The sequence below is a fragment of the Okeania sp. SIO2B3 genome, from assembly GCF_010672525.1.
Taxonomy (GTDB): domain Bacteria; phylum Cyanobacteriota; class Cyanobacteriia; order Cyanobacteriales; family Microcoleaceae; genus Okeania.
The window spans coordinates 1-11,033 of sequence record NZ_JAAHGH010000160.1 but is presented as its reverse complement, the minus strand read 5'-3'; the positions used below and the strand labels follow the sequence as shown (position 1 = coordinate 11,033).

The 11,033-nt window shown below is 37.2% G+C and carries 10 protein-coding genes; 6 read left to right on the top strand and 4 right to left on the bottom strand.

The window, feature by feature from the left end:
* Window positions 1–132 precede the first annotated feature (132 nt).
* A complete protein-coding gene (locus F6K15_RS36000; protein ID WP_293070629.1) occupies window positions 133–258 on the top strand; it encodes a hypothetical protein in 126 nt (41 codons plus the stop codon).
* A 364-nt stretch (window positions 259–622) separates the two neighbouring features.
* On the opposite strand, the gene F6K15_RS35995 is transcribed toward F6K15_RS36000, so the two are convergent.
* From F6K15_RS35995 to F6K15_RS35985, 3 genes are all read right to left on the bottom strand, one after another.
* A complete protein-coding gene (locus F6K15_RS35995) occupies window positions 623–3,274 on the bottom strand; it encodes a DUF3769 domain-containing protein (RefSeq protein ID WP_293070628.1) in 2,652 nt (883 codons plus the stop codon).
* A gap of 451 nt (window positions 3,275–3,725) precedes the next feature.
* On the bottom strand, window positions 3,726–3,842 hold the full coding sequence (locus tag F6K15_RS35990; protein WP_202220449.1) for a photosystem II reaction center protein I: 117 nt from the start codon (window positions 3,840–3,842) through the stop codon (window positions 3,726–3,728).
* Window positions 3,843–3,945: 103 nt separating this feature from the next.
* Window positions 3,946–5,166, bottom strand: a complete 1,221-nt coding sequence (locus F6K15_RS35985; protein WP_293070625.1) for a hypothetical protein — start codon at window positions 5,164–5,166, stop codon at window positions 3,946–3,948.
* A gap of 532 nt (window positions 5,167–5,698) precedes the next feature.
* Here F6K15_RS35985 and F6K15_RS35980 point away from each other — a divergent pair.
* The 5 genes from F6K15_RS35980 to F6K15_RS35960 all read left to right on the top strand — a co-directional run bounded on the left by F6K15_RS35980 (window position 5,699) and on the right by F6K15_RS35960 (window position 10,142).
* Window positions 5,699–5,833 (top strand): hypothetical protein, encoded by a 135-nt coding sequence (locus F6K15_RS35980; RefSeq protein WP_293070624.1) that lies wholly within the window; start codon window positions 5,699–5,701, stop codon window positions 5,831–5,833.
* Window positions 5,834–5,894: 61 nt separating this feature from the next.
* Window positions 5,895–6,032, top strand: a complete 138-nt coding sequence (locus F6K15_RS35975) for a hypothetical protein (protein ID WP_293070622.1) — start codon at window positions 5,895–5,897, stop codon at window positions 6,030–6,032.
* A 61-nt stretch (window positions 6,033–6,093) separates the two neighbouring features.
* On the top strand, window positions 6,094–6,228 hold the full coding sequence (locus F6K15_RS35970; RefSeq protein ID WP_293070620.1) for a hypothetical protein: 135 nt from the start codon (window positions 6,094–6,096) through the stop codon (window positions 6,226–6,228).
* A 61-nt stretch (window positions 6,229–6,289) separates the two neighbouring features.
* The gene (locus F6K15_RS35965) at window positions 6,290–6,415 is read left to right on the top strand and encodes a hypothetical protein (RefSeq protein ID WP_293070618.1); all 126 of its coding nucleotides are present in this window, start codon (window positions 6,290–6,292) and stop codon (window positions 6,413–6,415) included.
* Between the two features lie 430 nt (window positions 6,416–6,845).
* Complete coding sequence (locus F6K15_RS35960; protein WP_293070616.1) at window positions 6,846–10,142, top strand: alpha-mannosidase; 3,297 nt, start codon at window positions 6,846–6,848, stop codon at window positions 10,140–10,142.
* 46 nt (window positions 10,143–10,188) lie between these two features.
* Here F6K15_RS35960 and F6K15_RS35955 read toward each other — a convergent pair whose 3' ends face one another.
* Entirely contained in the window at window positions 10,189–10,554 is a 366-nt protein-coding gene (locus F6K15_RS35955) for a hypothetical protein (protein ID WP_293070614.1), read from the bottom strand.
* Between the last annotated feature and the right edge of the window lie 479 nt (window positions 10,555–11,033).

Genomic DNA, 11,033 nt, shown 5'->3' with positions numbered 1-11,033 from the left:
TTGGAATGTTTCTAGGTAGTGCAATTGTGTAGTTGTTTGCGCTCAGGCAGTTGCCAACACGCGGATACGTTTTCTTTACAAAACTTTACAACGTTGCACCTGGTGACACGAACCTTCGATCTACGCCTATAGATGGAGCGATCGCTTTTCGGTCGGGAATCAGAAGCAGATTTTTGTCAAGTTTTTGGTAAGAAGAAGGAAGAAGGAAGAAGGAAGAAGGAAGAAGTAGATGGGGACTCAAACCCTAACCAATTCTAAATATTTTGTAGACGGCAAGGAAAGAGTTGCTGTTTGACAGAGATTGATGATGAACCTGAGACACAGAAAAGCTTTTTCCACTTTTTTTTGGTAATAGGGCAGGCAAAATTCATCAGGGTGCTTTAATTTTTGGGGTTGCACATTATAGAATGATATTGCCAAAAATTAGTTTAGACTTTGACTAAAAAAAACCATTAATTAATTATTCTAGCAATTATCAAATCCAAAATCTTGTTCATCAAAAATATAAAATCATTCGTCACTGTGCAACGCCTAATTTTTTGCTATTGTCGTCTGAATTCTAAATTCAGAATTCTAAATTCTGTTTGCGGAGCATTCCGTAGGAAATTCTAAATTCTCATAATTATTGAACCACACCGCCACCTACAGGTCGAATATCTTCCCCTGAGAAAGGAGTTGTACCACCTTGCCAGTTGAAGTCACTGATCCGGAGGCTAAATGTACCAGTTTGTCGTCTGGGACTAAAAGTTAATACGACTCCATAAGTACGACGACTATATTCTAATGTGACTCGATCATCGAGAATATCACCAGTTTCCAAGTTGAGGCCACTTTGATAGCCAACCCGAAAACCTTTATAAATCTGTTGCACAAGACCAAATAACAATACATTTGTATCTTCAACGCGGTCAAAGAAAAAAGGTGACTGACCACTCAAACCTGTCTGGCTATAAGTTAAGTTGAATCCAGTATAATCAAAAAAGTCTCTGGAAAAATGTCCAAACTGACCAGTAAACCCAAGACTGCCACGAAGATAAGATTGGTCTTCATCGTTACTATAAAGGCTAGTAGCACCAGTAAGTCCTAAGACCATTTGTACAAATGGAACTACTGGTTTGCTGGTATATCTCAAGCCTTCGGTTGGGGTTGCTGGCAATGCTTCTCCACTCCAGATTGTTAGTGGGTATCTCAGGGAGACTACGCTCTGGAAACGACCAAGGTCAGCTCGTGCTTTAGCATCGTCGTCATCATTTTCATCATTTTCATCGGGTAAGGGTTCAAATGGTTGGAGGTCTGTTAATAATTCCCGACGGTCTGTTCTGGCATTGACAGTTTGATAACCTGTCTGAAAACTTAGTTGGGCACCGGTTTCTCCTAGTGGTATTAGGGGGGAGGTAAGGACTACACCTGCACTACTATGAACTGTTTGAAATCCTAAGCTGCCATTGAATAGGCGATCGCGATAACTATACTCTCCTGTTAAATTGTAACCTTGGTATAATTGTCTTAGTCGAATGCTACCCCTAAAGTCGTCTTCTTCTAGGTCGGGAAAGTCTTTGAATGTGAGAAATGTGGCTCGTCCTTCTAGTTGAGTTGTGGGGGTTATGGAACCGTTGATTGAAGCTTTGAGACCAAACACGTTATCGTCTATGGGGGAGTCGCCTTCATCTCCTAAAAATGCTCTTTCTAAGTAATATTGGGGAGTGAGTCTGACTTGAAATGGTATTTGAAGTGGGGGTTCAAATGTGGTTTCAACAAATAATCCTCCTCTATCATCTTGGTCATAACCAATTTGAATTGGTAGGGGGTCTCTTTGGTTACGGTCAATGATTGTTCGTTCGCGAAATAGTGGTAAACTAAAGCGGTTGTCGAATACTAACCGTGCTTTTTTGGTGATTAGTTCATCTTGAAAGGGTGATAGGGGTTTGAGTGTTGCACGCTCGCTTCTTAATTCTACTTCTGGGGGTGAGAATGGATCGTTGGTGAGTCGGAGGTTTGTCGCTTCCCAGGTACCTGCACCTAATAAGTTGAGACGGTCTGCTTCAAAGCGCAGTCTATTAACTGTTCCTGCCTGTTCGGGTGCTTCTAGTTTGGGTTCAAATGTAACTTTTGTGCCTTCAGTTGCTTTGACATTTGTTGGTGGTTGAGTTGCAGCTATGCGATCGCTTAATGTTGTTGCTTGTAATGCTCCTACTCCTTCTGTGGTGGGTAGGGATGATGAGGAGATTTCTTCTGCGTTACCGACAAATATAATTCCACTTGCTTGTTCAATTACTCCTTTGTCTAGGCTAAAGTTGTATTCCATTCGTTCTCCTAGCAATACTTGTTGTCCCTGAGTAAAAACAGCGTTTCCTGTGGCTAGGAGTTGACGAGTAGTTAAGTTAATTTGTACTTTGTCGGCGTTAACGAGTCCTTGACTAAATCGCACTATTACTTTTCCTTCTGCTGTAATTAGTCGCCGTTGGTCGTCATATTCTTGGCGCTCTGCTGTTACTTCTACTACGTCTGCTGGTAAGGGTACTTTAATAGGTTGTTTATTTTCTGTTTCTTCGTCTGACTCTTGGGTTTGAGATTCTGGATCTGTTATGGGAATGGGTGTCTCTTCTTCTTTTGATTCTGGGGTATCTGGTTCGCCAATAGGTTGTTGGTCTTGGGGAAGATTTGGCAATTCTGGGGAGCTATCTTCTATTATTTGCCCTATTTTAAGTGTTTGTTTTTGTGTTTGTGTTTCTAGTTGCTCTGGTTGACTGAAAAATTTTGAGGTTTTTGTTTTTTGCCTAGTATTTGCGGTATTTTCACTGAAACTTTGTAATATTTCTCTGCTGTTGGAGCTATATAAGTTTGCTTGTTTGGTCGTTTGTTCTTCTTGTTTTCTGGCAATATATTCGGAGAAATTTGAGAAGGAAGTAGAGGAGAATGTTAGTTTTCTATCTGAATTAATTTGGTTTTCGATAGTAGAAATTTTTTCTGCTGATGATATGTCTATTTCTATAGGTGGTCCAAGACTTGCTGAGGTGGTATGAATTGGACTTACTGGACTAACAGGGTCAAAGGTGGATTTAATTTGAGGAATTTTGTACAGTACGGTTTCTCTGATTTCTTGTCCTGAGAAGGTGCTTTTTACAGACAATATGATTTCCTCAGTCCCCTGGTTGAATTTTGGCACTGGGCTAGATACTTCCTGTGGTGATTTTATAACATATTGGGTTACTGTTTGTGAAGGGAGGGTTTCGACTATTGGAGGTAGTTCTGGTGGTGGCAGAGGATAGGACATATTTCAGATAGAAACACTAAGCTCAAAGATTTAAACATCAGAGTCGATCATAAACTTAAGAGTTAGAATTTTTACAGAAGATTTATCAATTCAAGAGTAAAAATCTAATTAGCTTGGCCTGGAGATTACTTTTTTCCACTCTCTAGGGTATGGATATATTATTCAGTTATTCACTGAATTTTATTTGGCTTATCATATTTTGTGAATTTTGTCAAAAACTAGCCTGGAATGTAACACTTAATTAGATTAGTGGACTTCCAGGCTGACTGACATATTGGTGCAAGTTTTTATTCAGTCTATTTTTTACTCAGTCTACGTGATGTGCAACTTTCTACAAAATAATCAGTTTTTCTGGGTCTTTGGCGGAAAGTCTTCTTCTCAAGACTCTCTAGCTCTCATCCGTTGAAAAAAGTTGCACAGGGCGTCAGTCTATAAAAATATAGAGATTTTATTACTCCATATCTCGACCACTAGGGTTACGAGCGGGGTCGTTGGACAAGAATCCAAAAATGAATAATCCTACAAAGAAGAGGACGACAATATTAACGACTATTTTTAGAGTTAGCATTTATTAGTTTTCTCCCAGAGTGTGAAAAATTGATATTGATTATGAGAAATCTACAACTTTCTTATCATATCTAAATATTGTCTCATTTGACTACAATTATTTGTCAAATATTTTTCAACTTCTTTTGGCTCCATTGCCAGATTTGTGCAAGGACTTTTTCTATCCAGGTCATAACTATATCTACCCACCCTAATATTTCTTCTAGGGGATGTTTGATATATCCCATTGAAACTGAGGCTACTTCTAAGCAGTCTTGTCCTTGTTGGTTATCTGGCTTATTGTCTCTACTATAATGTTGATAATGTTGAATGGAAACTTTGGCATTTTTTGTGGTCTGAGAAAAGTTTTGTTCATTTGTCTTTGTTAAAGCTTTGATGCTTCTGTCCCGATTTTCTCTACATCTGATAGTTTCTATTTGGACAGAATTATTAGAGGTGAAAATGGTCTTTTGAGAAGGGTTCTGTGCCTGGTATTCCTCTTGTTTTACTTCTAACAATGATTCAAAGGGTAATTCTTCTATGTTAATGGGTGGTAGTAATTCATTTAAACCTAAACTTCTTGTAATTGGGTTTAGGTAATTTTTGGCTACATTGCTAATAAAGCTATGGAATGTTAGATTGGAACTTGACAATAATGGCAGTGTTTGGTATTGCTTCTTTTGCTGAATTAGTTCATTTTTCTCCAGGGGTAATTTCAATTCCTCAAATAGATTGAACCATAAGGCTATTTGACTGGTTTGCACCCAAGCCATAATTTGCCAGAAAATGCTCATATATCCAGAATTGGGTGCTATTTCGGCGCATGGTTGAAGTTGCAATGGGGGTTTATTTTCTAAGTAAGCTGTTAGGATAAGTGGCTGTTTTTGTTGGTCTTTGGTCAAAAGTTCAGATTTTTGATGATTATCTGCCAGGGTATCTTGATTTTCTAATTTAATGTCTAGTCTTGGGAAAAGTTGAGATTGGGGTTTTATTCGGGAGGAGGTTGAGGTGTTTACTGAAGGTTTAGCTGCTTGTGGGGTGGCTGTTTGTATTGTTGTTAGTGATGCTTGCTGAATCGGTTGGTTAGTATTTTGATGATTTTTAGTATTTTGATTATTGACTTTATTTGTGATTTGTGGTAATTCGCTTTTCTGATTTTTTTCTAGTTGTTTGGCTGCTAGGCGAGAGGTTTGCAGCAACACATATATTGGATAAAGTAGCAATTGAATTGTGTTGGTAGTTGCAAATTTTACTTGATTGAAGACGCGATCGCTTCGATCTAATATTTGGCGATATTTTTCAGAAACAAAGTTTAATACTTTACTTTTATAAGGACTTGATGTCATTTTTATTTTAGATTTATAGGTTTATTAATTTTCTATTCTGAGTGAATTGAAATATGAAATATGATTTGGCTTTACTTAATTTATAAAATAGCTAAGGTTTTGATGAAAGAAATTTTTGTATGAGTAAAGCTCATCAAGAATTCAAGTTAGTTGCAAAAAAGTTGTTGTTAGAAAAAAAATCAGAATCTGCTTATACATCTCTATCTCAAGGAGAAAAAATATAGGATTTTTTGGGTATTTTTATGAGAGAGTTATTTGATTTTTTTGGTTGAATAAATAGTCATGCGTAGGGGCAAATCACTCATATTATACAAATTATTTCACAATTTTTTGGAGAATGCAAGGCTCAAAACCTTGGGCATCTTTCTAGAGCTTCACACAATGATTATTTTCAATTACAGGAGGAAAAGTTTTCCTTTCTAATTTGAGTGTAGCGTTAGCAGAGAAAGTGCGGTGTCTTTAGTTGAATAAAAAGTCATGTGTATGGGCGAACAACTCCCAATACATAAATCTTCTCATAATTTTTTGAGGAATGCAAGACTCAAAACCTTACAGATTTTTTAGAGCTTCACAAAATGCTTTTTTTGGCTCTTCTCAGTTGAGTGGAGCGATCGCTTATATCTTTAATATAGTTACCCGTAGAAAGTTTCGTGTTTTAGTTGAATAAAAAGTCATGCGTAGGGGCGAGCAACTCTCAATACATAAATTGTCTCACAATTTTTTGAGGAATGCAAGACTCAAAACCTCACAGATTTTTTAGAGCTTCACAAAATGCTTTTTTTGGCTCTTCTCAGTTGAGTGGAGCGATCGCTGATAACTATATACAGAGATATCAGCAGAAATTGTGGCTTTTTTTAGTTGAATAAAAAGTCATGTGTATGGGCGAACAACTCCCAATACATAAATCTTCTCATAATTTTTTGAGGAATGCAAGACTCAAAACCTCACAGATTTTTTAGAGCTTCACAAAATGCTTTTTTTGGCTCTTCTCAATTGAGTGGAGCGATCGCTTATATCTTTAATATAGTTACCCGTAGAAAGTTTCGTGTTTTGGTTGAATAAAAAGTCATGCGTAGGGGAGAGCAAATCCCAATACATAAATTGTCTCACAATTTTTTGGGGAATGCAAGGCAAAAACCTCACAGATTTTTTGGTGCTTCACAAAATGTTTTTTTTTGACTCTTCTCAATTGAGTGGAGCGATCGCTTATCTCTATATAGCAGAAAGTATGGTGTTTTTAGTTGAATAAAAAGTCATATGTATGGGCGAACAACTCCCAATACATAAATCTTCTCATAATTTTTTGGGGAATGCAAGACTCAAAACCTTACAGATTTTTTGAGCTTCACAAAATGCTTTTTTGGCTCTTCTCAGTTGAGTGGAGCGATCGCTTATATCTATATAATATATAGTTATCCGCAGAAAGTATGGTGTTTTTAGTTGAATAAAAAGTCATGCGTAGGGGCGAACGACCCCCAATACATAAATTGTCTCACAATTTTTCGGGGAATGCAAGACTCAAAACCTGACAGATTTTTTAGAGCTTCACAAAATGCTTTTTTTGGCTCTTCTAAATTGAGTGGAGCGATGGCTTATATCCTATCTACTCTATTCTTCTTCCTTCTTTCTTCTGCTATATACTCTTTCTAAACATTCAATAATCAAAAAATCAAAACTTTATGCAATTTTCTATTAGAGAAATTTCAACAACTATAGAAAAACTACGAAAATTAACTCAAGTAGATATTCAAAGGCAATGGCGATACCAACAAAGAGATATACCTTTAACCGCACTTGAAAATTTAGATACTTGGGAGTTAGCCGTAACAAATGAGAAAAAACATATTGCCTGGAAAAAAGGTAAACAGATTTTATGGTTAGGGCAAAAATTGATAATTCCCTCACACTTAAACAACTATTTTTTAGCTGATTTATCTTTAAAATTAGGTTTAACTTGGTGGGCTGAATCTGCGGAAGTTTATGTAAATGGAAAATTAGTACAAACAGGAGATTTATTTGACTGTTCGAGTCGAATTTTACTGAGTCGAAAGGCGATGGTTGGAGAAACTTTTTTAATTGGGATTAAGTTGGTAAGTCCGGTACATGATTGGGGAGCTTTAGTAAAATCTTGGTGCGTGTATGAAAATATAGATAATTATCAGCTAGACCCTGGTTTATTGGCAGATGAGTTAGAAATTTTGGTTGAATATTTGGCAAAAGTTGAGGTTGAGAGTTGCTTAGATATAGAGAGAATAAAAGATGCAGTGAACTTGATAGATTGGCAGTCAGTTGGAGAGAGGGAAAAGTTTGAAGAGTGTCTGAAAAAAGTTAATGCTGAAATAGCCAAAATTTCTGAGAAGTATATTAATAGTTTAAAACTGAAATTATTGGGTCATGCTCATTTAGATTTAGCTTGGTTATGGGATGTCAAAGAAACTTGGGAAGTGGCGCAACAAACTTTTGAGTCTGTATTGAATTTACAACAAGATTTCCCGGAACTTATTTTCTGTCATTCGACTCCGGCACTATATGAATGGATAGAGATAAATCGACCAGATTTATTTAATAGAATTAAAGGGAAAGTTGAGTTGGGAAAGTGGGAGTTTGTTGGGGGTTTGTGGGTAGAACCAGAGTTAAATACGGTGAGTGGGGAATCAATTGTTCGGCAGGTTTTATATGGTCAAGGTTATTTTTGGGAAAAGTTTGGCAGATTTTCTGTTGTTGCTTGGTTGCCGGATAGTTTTGGTTTTTGTTGGCAACTTCCGCAAATTTTGCAGGGTGGGGGTATGGAATTTTTTGTGACTCAAAAGTTACGTTGGAATGATTTGATGGAGTTTCCTTTTGAGGTTTTTTGGTGGGAAGGTTTGGACAAAAGTCGGATTTTTAGTTTGATGTTACCGCCGATAGGAGAGGGTATTGATGTTGTGAAAATGGCGAGATTTGCTTGTGAATGGTTGGTGAAAACTGGGAGGAAAAATGTTTTGTGGTTGCCTGGGGTGGGAGACCATGGTGGGGGTCCGACTAGGGATATGTTGGAGGTGGGGAAAAGATGGCGGGAGTCTGGTTTTTTTCCTTTGTTGGAGTTTACGACTGCTGAGGATTTTTTGGTGGAGTTGGTGGGGGAAGGTTCTGATGATTTTCCTGTTTGGCGGGATGAACTTTATCTGGAGTTTCATCGGGGTTGTTATACGACTCATGCTGATCAAAAGAGATGGAACCGCTGTTGTGAGGGTTTGTTGTATGAGGCTGAGTTGTTTGCTGTTTTTGCTTCGGTTGTGACTGGGGCTTTTTATCGGAGGGGTGATTTGGAGGTTGCTTGGAAGGGGGTTTTGTTTAATCAGTTTCATGATATTTTGCCTGGTTCGGCTATTTCTGATGTTTATGTGGATGCTAATCGTAGTTGGAGGGAGTCTGAACGGTTGGGGTTGGAAGTTTTGGATGAGGCTATGGAGGCGATCGCTTCTCATGTGGATTTTTGTCCGCCTTTTTCGTTTGATTCTGGTGAAGGTGGGATGTTTTATCGGGTTATTGTTTTTAATTCTTTGAATTGGCAACGTTCGGAATTGGTTTCGGTTGCTTTGCCAGCGCCTCCGGAAAAAAAGGGTTGTTCAAATGTGGGGAGTAGGCAGCAGGCAGAGGGTTTGGATATGGATAATTATTCTGCTGGTATGCAAAATAATGGAAATGACTGGCTAGTTTATGACAATGAGGGAAGGTTAGTTAGTTCTCAGGTGTCGGATCAGGATTTGTTGTTTGTTGCTTCTGATGTACCTGGGGTTGGTTATCGAGTATTTTGGTTGTGTTGCGGGTTTTCAGATTTGGACAAAAGACTATATATGAGCACACCTATTCCCCATTTTACAGATAGGATAGCGAAAAAAATTGAGTTTGTCAATACTGTTAGTTTAGATGGTGAAAGATGGCTTTTAGAGAATGATTTATTACGGGTAAAGGTGGAGGGGGAAATGGGAAATTTGGAGAGTATTTTTGACAAGATTAATGAACGGGAAGTTTTGGGAAAAGGGAAGGGGAATGAATTGCAAGTTTTTCAAGATGAGGGTCAATATTGGGATGCTTGGAATATTGATCCAAATTATCAAGAATATCCTTTAGCTCCTGCAAAGTTAATAGATATTGGGTGGATGGAACGGGGAGATTTAAGAAGTTGTCTGCGGGTTATTAGAAGAATAGGAAAGTCTGAGTTTTGTCAGGATTATATTTTGGAGTTTGGTTCTCCACTGCTAAAAATTAAATGTTGGGTAAATTGGCAGGAAAGTCATATTTTAGTTAAAGCTGCTTTTCCTATAAATATAGATACGGATTTTGTTACTTATGAAATTCCTTGTGGGGCTATTAAGAGAATGACTAAGTTTCAGACAGAGAGAGATAAGGCAAAATGGGAAGTTCCTGCTTTACGTTGGGCGGATATTAGTGATGAGAATTATGGGGTAAGTTTGCTGAATGATTGTAAGTATGGATATGATGCAAAGCCAGATGAATTACGTTTAAGTTTATTAAGGGGTTCGACTTGGCCTGATGAGGAGGCTGATGTGGGAATTCACGAATTTACTTATGCTATTTATCCTCATTTGGGAAGTTGGGAAAGTGCTGGTACTGTGCAACGGGGTTATGAGTTAAATCTGCCTTTGCTTGTTAAGGTAATGCCGTGGATTAGTTCGGAAAAATCTGGTGGAAGGTTGCCACAAATTTATCGTTTCTTGGGTTGGGAAACTGATAATTTAATTTTGATGGCGTTGAAACGGTCGGAGAATAATCAATATTGGGTTTTAAGGTGTTATGAATGTTTGGGAAGAGAGGCAATTTTGAAATTGGAAAGTGATGCTGATTTGGCATTAGGAAAAGTTGTTGATTTGTTGGAGCGAGATGTTGCTGAATCTAATGTTGATTTTGAGAGTGGAAGTTGTGAAGTTTTACCTTGGAAAATAATGAGCTTTGCTCTGGATTTTCTGGTGTGATGAATTTGGGGAAATTTTGTGAATTGAGATTGGCGATCTCTTGCCTCTATCTCGAATTTTTACTTTGAGTAAAAGTAGTCGTGAAAGTTTCCCATAAATATAGATATAAGTTTGGCAATTTCTGATTTTTGGTTGTTGGAGATAGTAAATTTTCTCTATTTATCTTTTGTCTGAGTCGGGAATTTCTGTTCTGAGGAAAATTGACGATTTTTTCTTTAATTTTGGCAGTGAAATTTTCCAATAGATATATATGGCAGTTTGGCAATTTCTGATTTTTGCTTGTGGAAGATGATGAATTTTCTCTATTTGTCTTTTGTCTTAGTCGAGAATTTCTGTTCTGAGGAAAATTGACGATTTTTTCTTTAATTTTGGCAGTGAAATTTTCCAATAGATATATATGGCAGTTTGGCAATTTCTGATTTTTGCTTGTGAGAGATGATGAATTTTCTCTATTTGTCTTTTGTCTAATTCGGGAATTTCTGCTTTGAGGAAAAATGCTCAGTTTTCCTTTAGTTCTTGCAGTGAAAATTTCTCTATAAATATAGATAGCAGTTTGCCAATGTCTGATTTTTGGTTGTGGGAGATGATGAATTTTCTCTATTTGTCTTTTGTCTAATTCCGGAATTTCTGCTATGAGGAAAAATGCTCAGTTTTCCTTTTTTAATAAATATAGATATAGGTTGGTCAATGTCTGATTTTTGGTTGTGGGAGATGATGAATTTTCTCTATTTGTCTTTTGTCTGAGTTGGGAATTTTAGCTCTGAGGAAAAATGTTCGGTTTTTTGTTGGTTCTGGTAGTGAAAATTTTTAATAAATATAGATATAGGTTGGTCAATGTCTGATTTTTGGTTGTGGGAGATGATGAATTTTCTCTATTTGTCTTTTGTCTGA

What these genes read in the sequence shown, in the direction of transcription:
- F6K15_RS35970 (WP_293070620.1), top strand. Translation starts at nt 6,094, where the DNA reads ATGCAAGACTCAAAACCTCACAGATTTTTTAGAGCTTCACAAAATGCT.
- F6K15_RS35990 (WP_202220449.1), bottom strand. Translation starts at nt 3,842, where the DNA reads ATGCTAACTCTAAAAATAGTCGTTAATATTGTCGTCCTCTTCTTTGTA.
- F6K15_RS35995 (WP_293070628.1), bottom strand. Translation starts at nt 3,274, where the DNA reads ATGTCCTATCCTCTGCCACCACCAGAACTACCTCCAATAGTCGAAACC.
- F6K15_RS36000 (WP_293070629.1), top strand. Translation starts at nt 133, where the DNA reads ATGGAGCGATCGCTTTTCGGTCGGGAATCAGAAGCAGATTTTTGTCAA.
- F6K15_RS35960 (WP_293070616.1), top strand. Translation starts at nt 6,846, where the DNA reads ATGCAATTTTCTATTAGAGAAATTTCAACAACTATAGAAAAACTACGA.
- F6K15_RS35965 (WP_293070618.1), top strand. Translation starts at nt 6,290, where the DNA reads ATGCAAGGCAAAAACCTCACAGATTTTTTGGTGCTTCACAAAATGTTT.
- F6K15_RS35985 (WP_293070625.1), bottom strand. Translation starts at nt 5,166, where the DNA reads ATGACATCAAGTCCTTATAAAAGTAAAGTATTAAACTTTGTTTCTGAA.
- F6K15_RS35975 (WP_293070622.1), top strand. Translation starts at nt 5,895, where the DNA reads ATGCAAGACTCAAAACCTCACAGATTTTTTAGAGCTTCACAAAATGCT.
- F6K15_RS35980 (WP_293070624.1), top strand. Translation starts at nt 5,699, where the DNA reads ATGCAAGACTCAAAACCTTACAGATTTTTTAGAGCTTCACAAAATGCT.